The organism is Devosia sp. 1635 (assembly GCF_013185955.1).
GTDB lineage: Bacteria > Pseudomonadota > Alphaproteobacteria > Rhizobiales > Devosiaceae > Devosia.
Genome location: NZ_JABAOM010000002.1, coordinates 795,256 through 814,463, shown reverse-complemented (window position 1 = coordinate 814,463; position 19,208 = coordinate 795,256). Strand labels below are relative to the sequence as shown.

The 19,208-nt window shown below is 65.2% G+C and carries 15 protein-coding genes and 2 tRNA genes; 14 read left to right on the top strand and 3 right to left on the bottom strand.

The features are described from left to right. Window positions 1-55: 55 nt before the first annotated feature. The 5 genes from HRU92_RS10790 (at window position 56) to msrB (ending at window position 2,608) form a co-directional block, all read left to right on the top strand. Complete coding sequence (locus HRU92_RS10790; RefSeq protein WP_127754035.1) at window positions 56-415, top strand: cell cycle two-component system response regulator CpdR; 360 nt, start codon at window positions 56-58, stop codon at window positions 413-415. 210 nt (window positions 416-625) lie between these two features. Next, window positions 626-700, top strand: a tRNA-Val gene (locus HRU92_RS10785). A 29-nt stretch (window positions 701-729) separates the two neighbouring features. Next, window positions 730-804 (top strand) — tRNA-Val (locus HRU92_RS10780). A 740-nt stretch (window positions 805-1,544) separates the two neighbouring features. Beyond that, window positions 1,545-2,114 carry a pyridoxamine 5'-phosphate oxidase family protein gene (locus tag HRU92_RS10775; RefSeq protein ID WP_172124222.1) on the top strand — a complete coding sequence of 190 codons (570 nt, stop codon included), beginning with the start codon at window positions 1,545-1,547 and terminating at the stop codon, window positions 2,112-2,114. An 89-nt stretch (window positions 2,115-2,203) separates the two neighbouring features. Continuing rightward, window positions 2,204-2,608 carry a peptide-methionine (R)-S-oxide reductase MsrB gene (gene msrB, locus HRU92_RS10770; protein ID WP_127754033.1) on the top strand — a complete coding sequence of 135 codons (405 nt, stop codon included), beginning with the start codon at window positions 2,204-2,206 and terminating at the stop codon, window positions 2,606-2,608. 180 nt (window positions 2,609-2,788) lie between these two features. Here the strand turns inward: msrB and hrpB are convergent, their stop codons facing one another. Then, window positions 2,789-5,245 (bottom strand): ATP-dependent helicase HrpB, encoded by a 2,457-nt coding sequence (gene hrpB, locus HRU92_RS10765; protein ID WP_172124220.1) that lies wholly within the window; start codon window positions 5,243-5,245, stop codon window positions 2,789-2,791. 131 nt (window positions 5,246-5,376) lie between these two features. On the opposite strand from hrpB, the gene HRU92_RS10760 reads away from it, so the two are divergent. From HRU92_RS10760 to HRU92_RS10750, 3 genes are all read left to right on the top strand, one after another. Further along, window positions 5,377-5,745, top strand: a complete 369-nt coding sequence (locus tag HRU92_RS10760) for a DoxX family protein (RefSeq protein WP_172124218.1) — start codon at window positions 5,377-5,379, stop codon at window positions 5,743-5,745. 139 nt (window positions 5,746-5,884) lie between these two features. Beyond that, complete coding sequence (locus tag HRU92_RS10755) at window positions 5,885-6,832, top strand: DUF72 domain-containing protein (RefSeq protein WP_172124216.1); 948 nt, start codon at window positions 5,885-5,887, stop codon at window positions 6,830-6,832. Between the two features lie 12 nt (window positions 6,833-6,844). After that, entirely contained in the window at window positions 6,845-7,717 is an 873-nt protein-coding gene (locus HRU92_RS10750; protein WP_172124214.1) for an aldose 1-epimerase family protein, read from the top strand. 173 nt (window positions 7,718-7,890) lie between these two features. On the opposite strand, the gene HRU92_RS10745 is transcribed toward HRU92_RS10750, so the two are convergent. Continuing rightward, window positions 7,891-9,405, bottom strand: coding sequence for an ATP-binding protein (locus tag HRU92_RS10745; protein ID WP_172124212.1), 1,515 nt, complete (start codon window positions 9,403-9,405; stop codon window positions 7,891-7,893). A gap of 132 nt (window positions 9,406-9,537) precedes the next feature. Beyond that, a complete protein-coding gene (locus HRU92_RS10740) occupies window positions 9,538-10,818 on the bottom strand; it encodes a Gfo/Idh/MocA family oxidoreductase (RefSeq protein WP_172124210.1) in 1,281 nt (426 codons plus the stop codon). 175 nt (window positions 10,819-10,993) lie between these two features. Here HRU92_RS10740 and HRU92_RS10735 point away from each other — a divergent pair, with 175 nt between their 5' ends. The 6 genes from HRU92_RS10735 to HRU92_RS10710 all read left to right on the top strand — a co-directional run bounded on the left by HRU92_RS10735 (window position 10,994) and on the right by HRU92_RS10710 (window position 19,151). Continuing rightward, window positions 10,994-11,674 (top strand): GntR family transcriptional regulator, encoded by a 681-nt coding sequence (locus HRU92_RS10735; protein WP_172124208.1) that lies wholly within the window; start codon window positions 10,994-10,996, stop codon window positions 11,672-11,674. A gap of 97 nt (window positions 11,675-11,771) precedes the next feature. Next, complete coding sequence (locus HRU92_RS10730; protein WP_172124206.1) at window positions 11,772-12,746, top strand: aldo/keto reductase; 975 nt, start codon at window positions 11,772-11,774, stop codon at window positions 12,744-12,746. 149 nt (window positions 12,747-12,895) lie between these two features. Then, window positions 12,896-15,805, top strand: a complete 2,910-nt coding sequence (locus HRU92_RS10725) for an insulinase family protein (RefSeq protein ID WP_173088137.1) — start codon at window positions 12,896-12,898, stop codon at window positions 15,803-15,805. A 35-nt stretch (window positions 15,806-15,840) separates the two neighbouring features. Continuing rightward, window positions 15,841-16,542: an exopolysaccharide biosynthesis protein gene (locus tag HRU92_RS10720; RefSeq protein WP_173088135.1), complete on the top strand. Its 702-nt coding sequence runs from the start codon at window positions 15,841-15,843 to the stop codon at window positions 16,540-16,542. Window positions 16,543-16,575: 33 nt separating this feature from the next. Next, complete coding sequence (locus tag HRU92_RS10715) at window positions 16,576-17,577, top strand: ligase-associated DNA damage response exonuclease (protein ID WP_173088133.1); 1,002 nt, start codon at window positions 16,576-16,578, stop codon at window positions 17,575-17,577. Beyond that, window positions 17,574-19,151, top strand: coding sequence for a cisplatin damage response ATP-dependent DNA ligase (locus tag HRU92_RS10710; protein ID WP_172124198.1), 1,578 nt, complete (start codon window positions 17,574-17,576; stop codon window positions 19,149-19,151). The genes HRU92_RS10715 and HRU92_RS10710 overlap by 4 nt, the downstream gene beginning before the upstream one ends. Window positions 19,152-19,208: the final 57 nt, after the last annotated feature.

Sequence of the window (19,208 nt, the reverse complement as noted above, 5' to 3'; positions counted from 1 at the left end):
CATAAACATCCGTGGGATAATTTGCGACTCAGTGGCGAATTGGCCGGAGAGAGTGATGAGACGAATTCTGCTGGCGGAAGACGATAATGACATGCGCCAGTTTCTGACGCGGGCGTTGAAAAACGCCGGCTATGAGGTGGTTTCCTTCGATAATGGCCTTTCTGCCTATGAGCGGCTGCGCGAGGAGCCGTTTTCGCTGCTGCTGAGCGATATCGTGATGCCGGAAATGGACGGGATCGAGCTGGCGCGGCGCGCCACCGAACTCGATCCAGACCTGAAAGTGATGTTCATCACCGGCTTTGCCGCGGTGGCGCTCAACCCCGACAGTGACGCGCCCAAGGATGCTTCGGTTCTGAGCAAGCCGTTTCACCTCAAGGATCTGGTGAATGAAGTGGAGCGGCTGCTGGCCGCGTGATCAAACACGCTGGGGCGGCGCCTGAGCCGCCTTCGAATGGGGTGCTGGAATTGCCATCGCTGCGCGCAGATCTGGGCGCTGGTGGAGGCGGAAAAGCGGGGGAGCATTTTCTCCCCAGCGGCGCGCGCGAGGCCCCTTGACCACAAAGCAAGTTTTGTGGTCTATCCGCGCCATTGGGACGGCCTAGCGGCGGTTCCTTCCCGGAGAGATGGGCGTATAGCTCAGCGGGAGAGCACCTCGTTGACATCGAGGGGGTCACAAGTTCGATCCTTGTTACGCCCACCATCTCTCTAGTCTACTTCGCCGATGGCGATGGGAGTATAGCTCAGCGGGAGAGCATTCGCTTCACACGCGAAGGGTCACAAGTTCAATCCTTGTTACTCCCACCATCCGCCCCTTCCTCGCGCCGGGGCGGCCTGCAAACAGCAATGACCTGCGCTTCCGGTGCTCACGTAGTAATCTACGTTGCGCGCCGGTTCTCGGACGTTACTGTTTTCGACTCGCCCCAACCCGAAGCTGGGTCGGATGGTGCCTGACGGCCAGCATTGATTTGCCGGTTTCTCGATGACTGCTGTCTGCGCCTGCCCTGCAAAGGGGATGGCGCAACACGCGCCGCTTGCGCCGGGCCGCTCCCTCCCCGTGAGAGGAGGGTTGGGGTGGAGGTTCTGGCGGTGGGTTGTGCGCGAATCGAGTTTAGCCGGTGGCCCGAACCCCCACCCTCGATCCCTCCCCTCAATGGGGAGGGAGGCGATAGGGCATGGGCGCTGGGTGGTGGATGGCACTGGGTGTTTGCAAGTTCCGTCGGAGTCGCTTTGTCTTGCCATTCTCCTGGTGAGCTTTTGCGTCCCTTCCCTTGAGGGGAGGGATTGAGAGAGGGGGTCGTTGGGCGGGCGCAATGTTGCTAAAACGCGGCCCCCACCCCGTCAGCCATTCGAGCATTGCTCTCATGGCCTTCTCACCTGAAATCGCCCCACTGGAGCGATTTCGACTTCGGCCGGTTCGAAGCCCCCCAAGGGGAGGGAGGCGCGTGCTGCGGGCTCTCAGTGCTTGGCCGCGCTTGAGCGAGGATTGGTGCTTGGCTGATGAAAAGGGCTTGCGCGGGTAGCTGGGGCGGGAGCAGAAACGGGGCATGGCAAAGCGATTTCCCCAGCTCGAATCCCACCATCACAAGTTCATTGCGGCCCAGCATATGTTCTTTACCGCTTCGGCGGCGCCGACGGGGCATGTGAACATGTCGCCGCGCAGCACCGACATGTTCCGGGTGCTCGGGGACAATGACGTGCTTTATCTCGACCGCACCGGCAGCGGCAATGAAACGGCGGCGCATCTGCGGATCGATCCGCGGCTGACCATCATGTTTTGCGCTGTGGACGGGCCACCGCTGATTCTGCGGCTGTATGGGCAGGGGCGGGTAGTCCATCGCGACAGCGCGGAATATGCCTTGTTGCTGGCCGAGCAGTTCGGGGGCGAGGCGCCGCTGGGGGCGCGGCAGATGGTGCGGCTCGCGATCGAGCTGGTGCAAACCTCGTGCGGCTATGGCGTGCCGCTGTTTGATTATCGCGAGGAGCGCCCGCAGATGGATAGCTGGGCGCGAGCCAAGGGCGTGGATGGCATCGAGGATTATTGGCGCGAAAAGAACCAGGTGAGCCAGGATGGCTTCCCTACGGGGCTGTTCGAGGCGCCGGTCACATCGGCTTGAACGGCTCGGAGGGGTTGGGCCTGTCGCCAGGGCGGGTGCAGCACTATATGAGAGCCATGTTGAAATTTTGGAATAAGCGGGAGAATGGCATGGATGCTCATGCATTTCCGGTCACGCGGACCGATGAGGAATGGCGCAAGCGGCTGACGCCCGAGCAATACCAGGTGATGCGTAACCACGGCACCGAGCGGCCGGGGTCCTGCGCGCTGCTGCATGAAACGCGGGCGGGTGCGTTCACCTGCGCCGGTTGCGACCAGCCGTTGTTCGAATCGACGCTGAAGTTCGAGAGCGGCACGGGCTGGCCGAGCTTCAACGATCCGCTGCCCGGTTCGGTGGAGACCTCCGAGGATCGCTCCTACGGGATGGTGCGCACGGAATGCCATTGCTCGCGCTGCGGAAGCCATCTGGGGCATGTGTTCCCCGATGGTCCCCCGCCCACCGGCTTGCGCTATTGCATCAACGGCGTGGCGCTGAACTTTTCCCCCGCCGAATAAGACCCAAGAGCCCTGGAGTGATCCGGGGCTTTTTTGTGCCCGGCCTCGGGGGCACGCCCTCGTGGTTCGAGGCTCGCGAAGAGCTCGCACCTCACCATGAGGGCTACTTGGAACTCGATGCATCAACAGGCCTCATGGTGAGGTGCGCTTTTGGCGCCTCGAACCCAAGAGGGCGTGGCCCTAAGTTCCCCTTGGTTTGGCGCGGGCGGTGGGGCGGGCGGCAGCGGGATCGTCGGGCCAGGGGTGGCGGGGATAGCGGCCTTTGAGCTCCTTGGCGACGTCGCGCCAGGAGCCGGCCCAAAAGCCCGGCAGATCGCGCGTGGTCTGGATCGGGCGGTGGGCGGGGGAGAGCAGGACGAGGACGAGCCGGATGCGGCCATTGGCAATGGTGGGATGGCGGGTGAGGCCAAACAGTTCCTGCACGCGAATCTCGATCGCGGGGCCGCCTTCGGCGGTGTAGTCGATGGGCACGGCATTGCCCGTGGGGGCGGTGAAATGGCTGGGCAGCAGGGCTTCGATTTCCTGGCGCCGTGCGAAGGGAAGCAGGAGATCCAGCGCGGTGCGCAGCTGTTCGCCGGTGATTTCGGAGAGTTTGGTCAACCCGTAAAGGGCCGGGGCGAGCCAAGTCGCGGTGCTGTCGGCAAGGGCCTCGGCGCTGAGGTCGGGCCAGTCGTCGCCCAACGTGGCGTGCAGGTAATTGGCGCGGGCGCGCCAGGCCTTTTGCTCGCGGCTCCAGGGAAGGGCATCGACGCCACGCCGCGCCGCCGCTTCGGCAAGCAGGGTGGCGGCGGCTTCCGGATCATCGACGGGCACGGGTTCATCGGCAAGGCGTAGCGCACCGAGGCGGCGGGTGCGGCGGGCGCGGATGCTGGCGCTGGCCTCGTCAAAGCTGAGGGTGGTTTCGGTGGTGATCTTGTCGGCAAAGAGGGTTTCGAGCTCGGCACGCTCCAGCGCAGCGGCGGCGCGGATGCGGGCGGTGGCGGCGGCGCCGGTCAGATCGGTGACGACGAGAAAGGGCACGGCGGCGAGGGCTTCGGTGGCGTCCATGCTGGCCTGCCGGCCATTGGCGAGGCGAAAACGGCCGCGGGCACCGGCAGACTGGGCGACGCGGTCCGGGAAAGCGCGGGCGAGATGATGGCCGACAGATTGCGGGTCGGTGGCGTCGGCGCTGCCGCCGGCAGATTTGGCCCAGCGGGTGGCAAGGGCGCGGGCATCGCGGGCGCGAGGTGAGCGATCGAGCCGGAAGCGCTCGAGGCGATGGGCTAGATCGATGCCGTCGCCGCCAAGGCCGCGTTCGCCGAGCAGCACGGTCAGTTCCGCGGCGGTTTGCGCGTCGCCATCGGCGGCACCTTCGACGACCATATGGGCGAGCCGGGGATGGAGCGGCAGGCGGGCCAGGGCCTTTCCCGCTGCGGTAAGGCGGCCGGTGGCGTCGAGGGCATCGAGGCTTTGCAGCAGGGCGACGGCCTCGCTCCAGGCCGGGGCGGGTGGCGGATCAAGGAACGGCAGCTGGGTGGGATCGGCGACGCCCCAGGAAGCGAGATCGAGAGCAAAGCCGGCGAGGTCAGCCGCGAGGATTTCGGGAGTGTCGAAAGGCTGGAGCGCGGCGTTCTGGCCTTCGTTCCAGAGGCGGATGCAGTGACCGGGCGCGGTGCGGCCGGCGCGGCCACGGCGCTGGTCGGCACCGGCCCGGGAGACCCGGCGGGTCTGGAGGGTGGATAGCCCGGTGGCGGGTTCATAGACGGGCACGCGGCGAAAGCCGCTATCGACGACAATGCGGATGCCCTCGATGGTCAGGGAGGTTTCGGCGATGGAGGTCGCGAGCACGATCTTGCGCTGGCCGGGCGGGGCGGGCTGGATGGCGCGGTCCTGCTCGGCCGGGGTGAGCTGGCCGTAAAGCGGGGCGAGACTGGTGTGGGGCGGCAGGCGGTCGGCGAGGCGTTCGGCGGTGCGGGCGATCTCGCCTTGGCCGGGCAGGAAGACGAGCGCCGAGCCCTCATGCTCGCGCAGGGCGGCAAGGACGGCCGTGGCCACGGCGTCTTCGAGGCGGGCGAGGGGATCGGGCTCGCGATATTCGGTCGTGACCGGGAAAGTGCGGCCGAGGCTTTCGATGACGGGTGCATCGTTGAGGAGGCGCGCGACGGCAGCGCCATCGACGGTGGCGGACATGACGAGGACGCGCAGATCGGGGCGGAGCGCGGCCGCATCGAGGGTGAGGGCGAGGCCAAGATCGCCATCGAGGCTGCGCTCGTGGAATTCGTCGAAGAGGACGGCGGCGATGCCGGTCAGTTCGGGGTCGTCCACCAGCATGCGGGTGAAAACGCCTTCGGTGACCACTTCGATGCGGGTCCTGGGGCCAACCCGGCTATCCATGCGGACGCGGTAGCCGACGGTCGCGCCGACCTCTTCGCCCAGGAGGCGCGCCATCTGGGTGGCGGCGGCGCGGGCGGCAAGCCGGCGCGGCTCGAGCACGATGACGCGGCCATCCGCGCGCCAGGGCGCATCGAGAAGGGCGAGGGGCACACGGGTGGTCTTGCCGGCGCCGGGGGGCGCCACCAGCACGGCATAGGGGCCGGCGGCCAGCGCGTCGTGAAGGGCTGGGAGAGCTTCGTCGATAGGGAGGGGCGGCAGGGACATGGCCGGGGTTGTGGCGCATGGCGGGGCCGGGGGCAAGCGCTGCGAAAAGATGGGGGCGTGTCGGCAAGGGCGGCTGGCGAGCGTCAGAGGGAGGGGGCAGCGTGAGGCTGCCGGGGTTGTGGGGACGAAGAATGATTATTGCTGGCTGGATCATGACGGGGCTCTTGGCGCTGTTCATGCTGGGTGCGTCGGTGGCGCCAAAACTGCTGGGCTCGACGCTGGCGCTGGAGCCGCTGCAGGCGGTGGGATGGCCGCCTAAATATCTGCTGCTGATCGGGGTGATCGAGGCGGTGTGCACCGTCCTGTTTGTGATCCCACGCACTTCGTTGCTGGGGGCGGTGTTGTTGACCGGGCTGCTGGGGGCGGCGCTGGCGGCTAATCTGCGGGTGGATAATCCGCTGTTCAGCCATACGCTGTTTAGCCTCTATCTGGGGGTGTTCGCCTGGATGGCGCTGTGGCTGCGCGAGCCGCGGATCAGGGGGGTGTTTCCGTTGACGTGAGACTAGCTACATCCAGTTGGTGGAGGGGCCTGAACCCCCACCCCGGCCCTCCCCTCAAGGGGGAGGGTGCAGAAAGTGCCCTGCAACGTCCGTTGGCGTGCTGGCGTTGAGACGCGAGCAGGTGTGAACGGGGCAGCGGTTGGTGGAGCGGGGGGAGATCAGGATTGGGTTGTCGGGGTGGACCTACACGCCCTGGCGCGGCAATTTCTATCCTGAAGGGCTGCCGCAAAAGCGCGAACTGGCCTTTGCCGCGGTTCATTTCAATGCGCTCGAGATCAACGGCACCTTTTATGGGATGCAGACGCCCAAGTCGTTCGAGCAATGGCGCGACGCGGTTCCGGAAGGGTTTGTGTTTGCGCTCAAGGGGCCGCGCTATCTGACCCATATGCTCAAGCTCACCAATCCCGAGCCGCCGCTGGCCAATTTTTTTGCTTCGGGGCCGTTGGCACTGGGGGAGCGGCTGGGGCCGGTGCTGTGGCAGTTTCCCGAGCGGTTTGCCTTCAACCCGGAGCGGATCGAGGCGTTTTTTCGCTTGTTGCCGCGCGACACGGCGCAGGCGGCAGAACTGGCGCGGCGGCATGACGGGCGGTTGCGGGCGCCGCCGCATTTCGGCGACGGGGTGGTGCGACCGATCCGGCACGCCATGGAAATCCGGCATCAGAGCTTTTGCGACCCGGTGTTTATCGAGCTGCTGCGGCGCTACGAGATTGCGCTGGTCTGCGCCGACACGGTGAGCTGGCCGCTGCTGATGGATGTGACGGCGGACTTTGTTTATTGCCGACTGCATGGCTCGGAGGAGCTCTATAAGTCAGGCTATTCCCCCGCCCAGCTCGACAGCTGGGCCGAGCGGGTGCGGCGATGGTCGGTGGGGGAGCCGACCGATGGGAACTTCGTCGCCGGTCCGACTGCGGATGGCGTAAAGCGCGATGTTTACCTGTTTTTCGACAACACCGACAAGCTGATGGCGCCCGGAGATGCGCTAGGCTTGATGGCGCGACTCGGGGTTGAATGGGCGCCGCCCAATGCCGCCGAGGCCAAGGCAGTGCGCATAGCGGCCCGTTCGCGTCGAACCCTTCCACAAGTCTGAAAGGCAAACCCCATGGATCTGATCACCATCGCCAATGCGGATCTGCGCGTCGCCCTTGCGCCCATGGGGGCGGAAATGCAGTCCATCACCACCGCGGATGGCGGGGAATGGCTGTGGCATGGCGATCCGCAATTCTGGAATGGGCGGGCGCCAGTGCTGTTTCCCATTGTCGGCAAGGCGCCTGGCGATCAGGTGAGCATCGAGGGGCAGTTGTTCGCGATGAGCCAGCACGGTTTTGCGCGGCGGAGCATTTTCACGCTGGTTGAGCAGGGGGAGGATCACTGCCGCTTCGAGCTCAGGGCGTCAGAGGTGACGCACGAGGTGTATCCGTTCGAGTTCGTGCTGGCAGTGAGTTACCGGCTCGAGGGGCGCAAGGTCGTGGTGGAAGCGGAAGTGCGCAATGCCGACGGGCGGGCCATGCCGTTTGGGCTCGGGTTTCACCCCGCTTTTGCCTGGCCGCTGCCGGGCTGCGCGGGCGAGGAGCATCGCGCCGTGCTCGATAATGGGGCCGAGCCGGCGCGGGTAAAGCTCGAAGGGGGTCTGCTCGGCCCCGACATGCTGCCGTCGCCGTTCAAGCTGGGTGAACTGGTGCTGGAGCATGGGCTGTTCGATGAGGATGCGCTGGTGTTTCCGCAAGGGGCGGGCAGCGGCATCCGGTTCGTGGCGGAAAGCGGCAAGGGGCTGCACTTCAGCTGGAGCAATCTGCCGGCCTTTGCCTTGTGGAGCAAACCCAAGATGGAGGCGCCGTTCCTCTGCCTCGAGCCTTGGCACGGCATGGCGGCGCGGGTGGGCGCGGGACCGGCGCTCGAAGAGCGGCCGCTGACGCTGGTGCTGGAGCCGGGCGGGCTGGCGCGGTTCGGGTTTGCAGTGGAGATTCTGGGGTAGGCACATCCGGTGAGCTTGCGCCGGGGGCGAAATCTCGAGATGGGCCCCGGCTCAGGGCCGGGGTGACAATCGCGTGCATGGCACCGCCGGTGCAGTGTTGAGGGACCCCCACCCTCGATCCCTCCCCTCAAGGGGGAGGGAGGCGCGAAGGCCGGTGAACTGCCAGACAAAGATTATTCCGCGGCGGGGCGTTCGTCGATGAGGGCGTCGGGGCCGTTAGGGTCGCCGGGGGCGGTTTCGCAGTTGAGGTCGGGGAAGGCGACGACGCGGTTGTTGCGGAAATCGAGCCGCACGACGAGCAGGCCGCGCTCCTCGAACCAGGTAAGGAGGCGTCGGGCGCGGCTGGTGGAGTGGGTGCCATAAAGGCGCGCCACAGTGGCGTCGGAAGGGCAGGGTTCGCCCGCGAGGGCGGCTTGCGCCAGCACCAGAAAGACGCCCTGCACGTCATCCGTGAGGGTTTCCGACATGGCGAGCGCGGCCTGCCAGCCATCGCTGTCGGCCAGTTCCTTTTCGGGCGCAACGCGGGCGACGGCGAGGCGGCGCTTGAAGACGGGCAGTTCGGGCGGCTCCCCAGGAACGCGGCGGATGCGGCAGCGCACGAGAAAATCCTGATAGAGCACTGCCGTGGTGCGGAAGGCCGCATCTGGGTCGCTCAAGAGTTCGACCATGATGGCATCGATCTGCGAAACGCGCTCGGCCTCGTCGATCTCGGGGAACAGCGATTGCGGCGTCGGCTCGGCTTCCGGGCGCGCGCGGGCGACCTGGGCGAGCAGTTCGTTGGTCGAGGGCGGCGGTGGCGGCGCGGGGCGGCGCACCACGGGACGGGCGAGCTCGGGCTCGGCGGTGAAGATCAGCTCGGCTGCATCCACCGGGGCTTCAAAGGGGGTGAGCTTGGGGCTCGTGGAGCGGGCCGAGGTTTCCACTGTGCCGATAACGACGGGGAGCGGGCGGCGCGAAATGGCCGGGCCCAGGGCAATGAAATGGCCGCGGGCAAGGTCGCGGAACTGCTCGGCCTGGCGCTTTTCCATGCCCAAAAGATCGGCGGCGCGGGCCATGTCGATGTCGAGAAAGGTGCGGCCCATGAGAAAATTGGAGGCCTCGGCCGCCACGTTCTTGGCCAGCTTGGCAAGGCGCTGGGTGGCGATGACGCCGGCGAGGCCGCGCTTGCGACCGCGGCACATGAGGTTGGTCATGGCGCCGAGCGAAAGCTTGCGCGCTTCGTCGGACACTTCGCCGCCAACGGCGGGGGCAAAGAGCTGCGCTTCGTCGACGACGACGAGAACGGGATACCAGTGGTCGCGATCGGCGTCGAACATGCCGCCGAGAAAAGCCGCAGCGGCGCGCATCTGCTGCTCGACATCGAGGCCTTCGAGGTTGAGCACGACCGATACGCGGTGCTGGCGGATGCGGCCGGCAATGCGGGTGAGCTCGGCCTCGGTGCGGGCGGCATCAACCACCACATGGCCGAACTTGTCGGCAAGGGTGACGAAATCGCCCTCGGGATCGATGATGCATTGCTGCACCCAGGGGGCGCTTTGCTCGAGCAGGCGACGCAGGAGGTGGGATTTGCCCGAGCCGGAATTGCCCTGGACGAGGAGGCGCGTGGCGAGGAGTTCCTCGAGATCGAGCAAGGCACTTCCCTTGGAAACGCCGGCGCCAGTGGCGCCCATGTCGATCTGAACCTTCATTCCTGCTCCGGGTAGGCGCGGGTTCGTGCCGGTGGCGGGACTCGCGCATAGGGGGACGAAGGGCTTCCCTAGCATATCGGCCCGGCGATGAAAGCCGGGCCGAGCCGTTGAGTCACAGTTTCCTTTGTCGCCTCAGAGCCGCACGAGGGTGTCGACCTTGACCGGCAGGCCGGTGGCGAAGGACTGGTTGGCGGCAATGCCGGTGAGGATGGAGAGGGCGCCGTCGCGGTGATTGGCGCCATAACCGGGCTTGGGCGTGGCATTGCCAAAGATTTCCTCGAGCATGATCTTGTCGCCCCCGCCATGGCCGCCTTCACCGTGCTTGACCGGCACCTGGCGCGCTTCGCCGCCCAAGGGGAAGTGGTAGAGCGTGACGCCCTTCGCCGCCCCTTCAGTGTCGGAAGTCGAGCCGGCATTGATGTAGGAGGTTTCGTGCACGGTGAGCTCAAGGCGCCCGCCGGTGCCGTTGATGGCGACGTTGAAGCCCTCCCAGGGGGCGTAGGCATAAAGCGAATAGGTCATCACCGCCTTGTTGCGGTAGCGGACCATGACATTCATCGTGTCCTCGATGGAAATCCCGTCGCCAAAGACGTTCTGGTCGCGCTGATAGCCATCTTCCTTTTCAGCGTCCCAATAGAGGCCCTTCTGGGTCGGGTTGCTGGTGAGATCAATGGCGAAGGGGTCGTTCCTGGCGGCTTCCACGCCGGTGGTGCGGGTATAGGGGGTGAAGATGCCGCGCTCTTCGGCATTGGCGCGACCATAGAATTTGAGGTCGCCCATGCCAAAGACGGTATCGGGTTGCGAGCCCAGCCAGAAATTGACGAGGTCGAAATGGTGGGTGGATTTGTGCACCATGAGGCCCCCCGAATTGCGCTTGTCGCGGTGCCAGCGCCGGAAGTAATCGGCGCCGTGGCGGGTATCGAGCAGCCACTCGAAATGCACCGAGGTCGGGGTGCCGATGGCGCCCTCGGCGATCAGTTCGCGCAGGGCGGAATTATGCGGGGCGTAGCGGTAGTTGAAGGTGACGCGGACCTGCTTGCCGGTGCGCTCCACGGCGTCGAGGATGGCCTGGCACTTTTCGGGGTCGGTGGTCATCGGCTTTTCGGTGATGACGTCGCAACCGGCTTCCAGCGCCGCGATGATGTAGTGGTGGTGGGTGCGATCAATGGAGGTGACGATCACCGTATCGGGCTGGTGCTCCTGGAGCATGGCGCCGAAATCGCTGGCCTTGAAGGTGGGCACGGCCTGGCCGCCCAACTCGGTTTCGATCACGCGGTTGGTGAAATCCATGCGCACCTGATTGGTGTCGCAGAGCGCCAGCAGGCGGGAATGCTCGCGATGGGGCCCGAAGATCGCTTCATAAAACATGCGGGCACGACCGCCGGTGCCCACCAGCGCGTAAGTCTTGGCCATAGGGGAAAACTCCGGTCTTGAGGTAACGAGGCTGCTTTCGCATCTACCATACAAGATTGGGCTGTGGCACTACTTCTTTTATGATGCGTCGCGCGATATGCACTGGGAAAGCCCGGGCGGGCAGGCTCGGCGCTGGTGTGCATGCGATCCGGCCCGGAGTTGAGCAAAGCAAGTGGTGGCTGATGTGACCCAGAACGGCGAAGAAACCATGGCGCTGCGCGTCGTGCGGGCTTTGCGCGACGACATCATCACCATGGCCCTCAAGCCGGGCGATGTGATTTCGGAAAGCGATATCGCGGCCAAATATGGCGTGTCGCGCCAGCCAGTGCGCGAAGCCTTTATCCGGCTGGCGCAGCTGGGGCTGCTGCTGATCCGGCCCAAGCGGGCGACAGTGGTCAAGAAGATCTCGCCGGTCGGTGTGCGGCAATCCCGGTTCATCCGCGAATCGATCGAAGTCGAGATCGTGCGGCGCCTCGCCGCGCAGCCGGCCCCCGGCGTTCGCGCCGAGCTCGAGGCGCTATTGGCCGAGCAGGAGCAGGCTTCGGTGGCAGATGATCACCGGCGCTTCCATGAGCTCGATGAGTTGTTTCACCGCGTGCTCGCGCGGCTGGCGGGGGTGGAATATGCTTGGCAGCTGATCGACGATCACAAGATGCAGCTCGACCGGGTGCGCTATCTGACGCTGGGCGTGTCCTCGAGCCAGCGGGCCATTGCCGAGCATCGGCAGATCGTGGATGCGGTGGCGGCCGCCGATCCGGTGGCGGCCGAAGCGGCGATGCGGGCGCATCTGGCCCGGGCCGAAGTGCTGCTGGCCCAGACCATTGCCGATTTTCCTGAGTATTTTGACGAAGGCTAAGCCGACGGGGCTCATTACCAAGGCGGCGGAACCGGCACGGCGGTTGCTCGCTTTCCCCAAGCGGGTTAAGCCGGGTCAAGGCACGGGGAGAGTGGCGATGAAACAGCGGCGATTGGGCAAGACGGGGTACCAGGTTTCCGAGATCGGCCTAGGCTGCTGGCAATTGGGTGGCGGGTTCGGGCCGGTGGGCGACGAAACCGCCAATGCCATTCTGGATGCGGCCGATGCGGCTGGCGTCAATTTCTGGGACACGGCCGATGTTTATGGCGGGGGCCTCAGCGAAAGCCGGATCGGGGCGCACGCCAAGAACCCGCAGGTGCGGGTGGCCACCAAGCTCGGGCGCGGGGGCGGCATGTTCCCCAACAATTATAGTTTCGAGGGCGTGCGGGCGAGCCTTGAGGGTTCGGCGCGGCGGCTGGGCGTAGCGACACTGGACCTGGCGCAGCTGCATTGCGTGCCCACCGCGGTGTTGCGCGAGGGCTCGATCTTTGGCTGGATGGACCGGTTGCAGGCCGAAGGGCTGGTGCGCCGCTGGGGCGCGAGCGTCGAGACCATCGAGGAAGGGCTGTTGTGCCTCGAACAGCCGGGGCTCGCGACGCTGCAGATTATTTTCAATGTGCTGCGCCAGGATGCGGCGGACGAGTTGCTGCCCAAGGCGGCGGAGCGCGATGTCGGCATCATCGTGCGCCTGCCGCTGGCGAGCGGGTTGCTGTCGGGCAAGTTCGGCCGGGATACGCAGTTCGAGGCGACCGACCACCGCAACTTCAACCGGGACGGGGAAGCCTTTTCGGTGGGCGAGACCTTTTCGGGCATCCCCTATGAGCGGGGGCTGGAACTGGTGCAGGAGCTCAAGGGCCTCGCGCCCGAAAGCATGCCGCTGAGTCAGTTTGCGCTGCGCTGGATCCTCGATCATCCGCAGGTTTCGACGATCATTGCGGGGGTGAGCAAGCCCGAGCAGCTGGCCGATAATGTGGCTGCCAGCGAGCAGCGGAGCCTGTTCCCAGCGCTCAATACGCGGCTCAAGGAATGGTATGAAAAGGACGTGAAGCCCGCCATTCGCGGTGGGGTTTAGCGGGGGCGAAGCTCGCAAGTTGCGAGTAGGTTGAACCGCCCGAACCCCCACCCTCGATCCCTCCCCTCAAGGGGGAGGGAGGGCTTGCCTCTAGCGGATCAGGCTTGGGCTGCTTACCTTGGGGGCAATTGTCAGGCAGTCGAGTAGTCATGTTTTCCCATCCCGCCTTTGAACTGGTCCGCGACGAACGCATCGCTGACGTAGATTCCCAAGCGCTGTTGTATCGCCACAAAAAGACCGGGGCGGAGGTTCTGAGCCTCGTCAACAGCGATGAGAACAAGGTGTTCGGCGTCACCTTCAAGACGCCGCCCACCGATTCCACCGGGATCGCGCATATCCTCGAGCATTCGGTGCTGTGCGGGAGCCGGAAATATCCGGTCAAAAAGCCCTTCGTGGAGCTGATCAAGGGATCGCTCAACACTTTCCTCAACGCCATGACCTTCCCGGACAAAACGGCGTATCCGGTGGCGAGCCAAAACCTCAAGGACTTCTACAACCTTGTGGATGTGTATCTCGATGCGGTGTTTTTCCCGCTCCTGACCGAAGACACCTTCCACCAGGAGGGCTGGCATTACGAGCTCGAGGATGCCAAGGCGCCGCTGGTCTATAAGGGCGTGGTGTTCAACGAGATGAAGGGGGTGTTTTCCTCCCCCGATGCGGTGATGCGCGACCTGTCGCAGCGCTCGCTTTACCCCGATGTGACCTATGGCAAGTCTTCGGGCGGCGATCCCAAGGCCATTCCCGACCTGACCTTCGAGCAGTTCAAGCGCTTCCACGAGAAGTTCTACCATCCCTCCAATACGCGGGCGTTCTTTTCGGGCGATGACGATCCGGCGCAGCGGCTCGATATTCTCGACGCCTATTTCTCGCAGTTCGAGCGGGCGGAGGTCGATGCGGAAGTTGGGCTGCAGCCGCGCTTTAACGCGCCGCGCCAGCTCCATGGCACCTATGCCGGCACCAAGGACGCCGACAAACCGCGCGATGGGATGATCTCGGTCAACTGGATGATCGATCCCCCCGCTGATCGCGAGGAAGCGCTGTCGCATGGGCTGCTGAGCTATCTGCTGGCGGGCAATCCGGCGGCGCCGCTGCGCAAGGCGCTGACCGAATCGGGTTTGGGCGAGGGCATGACGGGCGGCGGGATCGGCTCGGGGCTGCGCCAGCCCATGGCGAGCTTTGGCATGAAGGGGATCGACCCCACCAACGCGCCCAAGGTCGAAACGCTGATCCTCGATACGCTGGCCGAAATCGCCGAGCGCGGCTTTCCGAGCGAGCAGCTCGAGGCGGCGATTAATACTTTCGAGTTCTCGCTGCGCGAAAACAATACGGGCTCTTATCCGCGCGGGATGACCTATATGTTCACCGCGCTTGCGACCTGGCTGCATGGCGGGGATCCGCTGGCGCCGCTGCATTTCGAGACGGCATTGGCGGCGCTCAAGGACAAGGCGCAAGGCGGCCATTTTGAAGGCGAAATCCGCCGGCTGTTCCTCGACAATACTCACCGCACCACGGTGACGCTCGAGGCTGATCCGGAGCAGGGGGCGCGCGAGGCGGCGGCGGAAGCCGACAAGCTCGCCCAGGTGCGCGCCGGCATGGATGAGGCGGCTATCGCGGCCACGATCAGCGAAACCGAAAAGCTCAAGCGCCTGCAGGAAACCGCCGATGATCCGGCTGATCTCGCCAAGATCCCCACCCTGACGCTGGGTGACCTCGATCGCGAGATCCGCAAGGTGCCGGTGGAAACCGGCGAAATCGGGGGCGCGCGGCTGTTCTACCATGACCTGCCGACGCTCGGGATCGTGTATCTCGATCTGGGGTTCGACCTGCATGTATTGCCCGACGAGTTGCTGCCCTATTTGCCGCTGTTTGGGCGGGCGCTGCTGCAGACCGGGACGAGCAAGGAAGATTTCGTGGCGCTGACGCAGCGCATCGGGCGCAGCACGGGCGGGATAAACCAGCATCGCGGGCTTTCGGCGATGCAGGGCAGCGCCGAGACGGCGGCGTGGTTCTTCCTTTCGGGCAAGGCGGTGGCCGACAAGGTCGAGGAAATGCTCGCCATCATGGGCGATGTGCTGCTCGATGCGCGGCTGGATAACCGCGAGCGGTTCCGGCAGATGGCGCTCGAGGAAAAGGCGGGGTTTGAAGCGCGGCTGGTGCCGAGCGGCAATGCCATTGTCGACACGAGGCTCAAGGCCGGCCTAACACAGGCGGGCGCCCTGTCCGAGCGCATGGGCGGGATCAGCTATCTGCAGTTCCTGCGCCAACTTGTCGGGCGGATCGACAGCGACTGGGCGGGGGTGCAGCAGGTGCTCGAAACGATCCGCGACACGCTGTTTAACCGCCAACATATGGTGGTCAATGTGACCACTGACGGCGCTTTGTGGAACCAGGCGCGGGGCGAGATCGGCGCGTTCACCGAACGGCTGCCGGCGGTGGAACAGCCACTACAGCAATGGCCGGGGCCGCTGGCGGCGCGCTCGGAAGGGCTCGTGATCCCGGCCCAGGTCAATTATGTCGGCAAGGGCGCCAACCTCAAGGCCTTGGGGTTCGAGGTTTCGGCCGCCGCGAGCGTGGCGCTCAAATATCTCAACACCACCTATCTCTGGGACAAGGTGCGGGTGCAGGGCGGCGCTTATGGCGGCTCGAGCCGGTTCGACCTGACCTCGGGCAATTTCTCGTTTTTGAGCTATCGCGATCCCAATCTGCTCAAGACGGTCGATGTCTATGACGGCGCGGCCAAGGCGCTGGCGGCTGGGGTGGGCGAGAACGATTTGACGCGTTCCATCATCGGGGTGATCGGGGATATGGACGGTTACCAGTTCCCCGATGCCAAGGGCTATGGCTCGATGTGGCGGCAGCTGACCGGCACGACCGATGCGATCCGCCAGCAGCGGCGCGACGAAGTGCTCAATGCCAGCAGCAAGGATTTCGCTGAACTGGCGGAAGCCGTTGCGGCGGTGGCGAGCCATGGGCATGTGGTGGTGCTGGGCGGGGAAGCCGCTATCACTGCCGCCAATGCCCAGCGGCCGGGACTGCTCGACGTGAGCAAGGTCCTCTAGAGGACCGCGCTCGGCGCCGGGAAAGGGAATGCTGCATGTCGCAGGCTGAAGGCTCGCTGGAGCGGCTGGTGCGCAAGGTGGAAGCGCGGGCCGCCGCCGGTGAAGCGGTGTCGATCGGCACCTTGCGCAATGTCGCGGGAGCGCAGGCGGCGGGGCCGATGCTGCTGCTGCCGGCGCTGATCGTGGTCTCGCCGCTCAGCATCCTTCCGGGCGTGCCCTCGTTGGTAGGGCTCAACACAGTGCTGGTCGCGGGGCAGCTGATGCTGGGGCGCAACCGGATCTGGCTGCCGGGATGGTTGGCGCGGCGGTCGCTGGCGCCCAAGCATGTGGGCAAGCTGCTGAGCTTTTTATATCCCGTGAGCCGGATGGCGGACGGCGTAGTGCGGCGGCGCTGGCTGGTGTTGACCGGCACCTGGGCCCGGCGACTAGGGGCAGGGGTGTGCGTGCTGATGGGCGCGATCATGCCGCTGCTGGAGTTTATTCCGCTGTCCTCGACCATCGCCGCTTCGGTGATCGCCATCTTTGCGCTGGCGCTGTCGGCGCGCGACGGTTTGCTGACGCTGGTCTGGTGGGGGTGCCTTGCCGTGCTGGTGGCGCTGGGGCTGTGGCTGGCGCCGCAGGCGATCGGGCTGGTGTTCGGGGTGGACGTGCCCGATCTGGTGCCGCCGCTCGAAGGCACACCGCTCGAGATCCTCGATCCGCTGCTGCCGGGGGGAGACACCTCCGAGACGCCCTGAACCTCGGAAGGGTTGGGGCGTTAGGCAGCTACCATGCCGCAGATCCTCGACAAAAACCTCCATCTCCGGGCCATCGATGCCTTTATCGATCCGTCCACGCCCAAGGCGCGGGCGATCATCACCCATGGCCATGCCGACCATGCGCGGGCCGGGCATGGCGCGGTGCTGACGACGCCCGACACGATCGCCATCATGAAGGTGCGCTATGGCGAGGATTGCGCGGATCAGTTCCAGGCGCTGCCGTTCGGCGAGCCCCTGGCGATCGACGATACAAGGATCACCTTTTACCCGGCCGGGCATATCCTGGGGAGCGCGCAGGTGCTGATCGAGCAGGATGGGCAGCGGGTGGTGGTGACGGGGGATTACAAGCGGCTCGCCGACCGCACGGCGCAGCCCTATGAGCTGGTGCAGTGCGACCTGTTGGTCACCGAAGCGACCTTCGGGCTGCCGGTGTTCCAGCATCCCAAGCCGCAGACGGAGATCGAGCGGCTGCTCAATTCGGTGCGCAAGAACCCCGAACGGGCGCATCTGATCGGCTGCTATGCCTTGGGCAAGGCGCAGCGGGTGATTGGGTTGTTGCGTGATGCCGGCTATGAGGCGCCCATCTATCTGCATGGGGCGATGATCCGGCTTTGTGCGCTGTATGAAGAGCTCGGCGTGCCGCTGGGGGATCTGCGCCCGGCGACGGGTGTGGCCAAGGCGGAGCTGGCCGGCGCGATCGTGATTGCGCCGCCTTCGGCCATTCGCGACCGCTGGAGCCGGCGCTTTCCCGATCCTGTGACCTGCCAGGCGTCGGGGTGGATGAGCGTCAAGCAGCGGGCGCGTCAGGCGCTGGTGGAATTGCCGCTGGTGATTTCGGACCATTGCGACTGGGGCGAGCTGGGGCAAACCATCCACGAGACCGAAGCGCAGACCGTGTGGGTGACGCATGGTCGCGAGGATGCGCTGGTGTATTGGTGCCGCCAGCAGGGGCTGGAGGCCGAGCCGCTCAACATCCAGGGCTTTGAGGATGATGGCGGGGAGGGCGAGGAATGAAACGCTTTGCCCAATTGCTGGAACTGCTGGCGCTGACGCCCTCGCGCAATCGCAAGATCGAGGCTCTGACGCAGTATTTCCGCGAAACGCCCGACCCCGACCGCGGCTTTGCGCTGGCGGTGCTGACCGGGGCGCTGACCTTCCGCAATGTGAAGCCGGCGCTGCTCAAGGACATCGTGCTGCGCGAAGTCGATCCCGTGCTGTTCGCCATGAGCTACGATTATGTCGGGGATCTGGGGGAAACCATCGCGCTGATCTGGCCCCATCATGGCGGCGAGGGCGAGTTGCCGTCGCTGACCGACCTCATCGAGCTCTTCAACACCACTTCCAAAAGCGAATTGCCCAAGCTCATCGCGGCGCTGCTGACGCGGGCGGGGATCAATGAGCGCTGGGCGGTGGTGAAGCTGGCGACGGGCGCGTTGCGGATCGGCGTTTCAGCGCGGCTGGCCAAAACGGCGCTTGCCGAAATGAGCGGGGTGCCGCTGCAGGAAATCGAGGAGGTTTGGCATGGATTGCAGGTGCCCTATACCGAACTCTTTGCCTGGTTGAGCGGGGAGGCCGAGCGCCCCGATATCGATCATGCCGCGCGGTTCCATCCGCTGATGCTGAGCAATCCGATCGATGAGGAAAAGGATCTGACCCGCTTCAAGCCCGAGGATTTTTCGGCGGAGTGGAAGTGGGACGGCATCCGGGTGCAACTGGTGCTGGGACCGGGCACGGCATCGCTGTTTTCGCGCACGGGCGACGATATTGCCGCCGCCTTTCCCGACATTGTGGAGAATGTGAACGGGCAGGCGGTGCTGGACGGGGAATTGCTGGTGGGGCGCGATTTCGAGGCGGGCTCGTTCAACGACTTGCAGCAGCGGCTCAACAAGAAAGTGGCGAGCGCCAAGCATCTCAAGGAGTCCCCGGCCTTTATCCGCGTCTATGACATGTTGTTCGATGGACGTGAGGACATCAGGGCGCTGCCCTGGACCGAGCGGCGGCTACGGCTGGAGCGGTGGCTCGAGGCTAATCCGCAAACGCGGCTGGATCTGTCGCCGGTGCTGCCGTTCACCGACTGGGACGACCTGGCGCAGCAACGGCGCGAGGGGGCGGACCAGCACGGGCATGAAGGCGTGATGCTCAAGCTCAGGACCTCGCCTTATCTGCCGGGGCGGCCCAAGGGCTATTGGTTCAAGTGGAAGCGCGATCCCAATGTGGTCGATGCCATTCTGATGTACGCCCAGCGCGGGCACGGCAAGCGAAGCTCCTTTTATTCGGACTACACATTCGGCGTGTGGAAGGGCAACGAGATCGTGCCGATCGGCAAGGCCTATTTCGGGTTCACCGACGAGGAACTCAAGCAGCTCGACAAGTGGATCCGCACCAATACGCTGCAAAGCTTCGGGCCAGTGCGCGAGGTGCGCAAGGAGCTGGTGTTCGAGGTGGCATTCGACTCGGCGCAGGAATCGACGCGGCACAAATCGGGGGTGGCGCTGCGGTTTCCGCGCATCAACCGCATTCGCTGGGACAAGCCGGCGAACGAAGCGGCGACACTGGAAGATATGGCGGTGTTTATCGAGGCTACTTGAGCGGTTGTATAATGCTGGCATCTCAGGATGGACCCCGGCTCAAGGCCGGGGTGACAG

Coding starts and splice junctions, on each gene's coding strand:
- HRU92_RS10790 (WP_127754035.1), top strand. CDS start 56: ATGAGACGAATTCTGCTGGCGGAAGACGATAATGACATGCGCCAGTTT.
- HRU92_RS10775 (WP_172124222.1), top strand. CDS start 1,545: ATGGCAAAGCGATTTCCCCAGCTCGAATCCCACCATCACAAGTTCATT.
- msrB (WP_127754033.1), top strand. CDS start 2,204: ATGGATGCTCATGCATTTCCGGTCACGCGGACCGATGAGGAATGGCGC.
- hrpB (WP_172124220.1), bottom strand. CDS start 5,245: ATGTCCCTGCCGCCCCTCCCTATCGACGAAGCTCTCCCAGCCCTTCAC.
- HRU92_RS10760 (WP_172124218.1), top strand. CDS start 5,377: ATGATTATTGCTGGCTGGATCATGACGGGGCTCTTGGCGCTGTTCATG.
- HRU92_RS10750 (WP_172124214.1), top strand. CDS start 6,845: ATGGATCTGATCACCATCGCCAATGCGGATCTGCGCGTCGCCCTTGCG.
- HRU92_RS10745 (WP_172124212.1), bottom strand. CDS start 9,405: ATGAAGGTTCAGATCGACATGGGCGCCACTGGCGCCGGCGTTTCCAAG.
- HRU92_RS10740 (WP_172124210.1), bottom strand. CDS start 10,818: ATGGCCAAGACTTACGCGCTGGTGGGCACCGGCGGTCGTGCCCGCATG.
- HRU92_RS10730 (WP_172124206.1), top strand. CDS start 11,772: ATGAAACAGCGGCGATTGGGCAAGACGGGGTACCAGGTTTCCGAGATC.
- HRU92_RS10725 (WP_173088137.1), top strand. CDS start 12,896: ATGTTTTCCCATCCCGCCTTTGAACTGGTCCGCGACGAACGCATCGCT.
- HRU92_RS10720 (WP_173088135.1), top strand. CDS start 15,841: ATGTCGCAGGCTGAAGGCTCGCTGGAGCGGCTGGTGCGCAAGGTGGAA.
- HRU92_RS10715 (WP_173088133.1), top strand. CDS start 16,576: ATGCCGCAGATCCTCGACAAAAACCTCCATCTCCGGGCCATCGATGCC.
- HRU92_RS10710 (WP_172124198.1), top strand. CDS start 17,574: ATGAAACGCTTTGCCCAATTGCTGGAACTGCTGGCGCTGACGCCCTCG.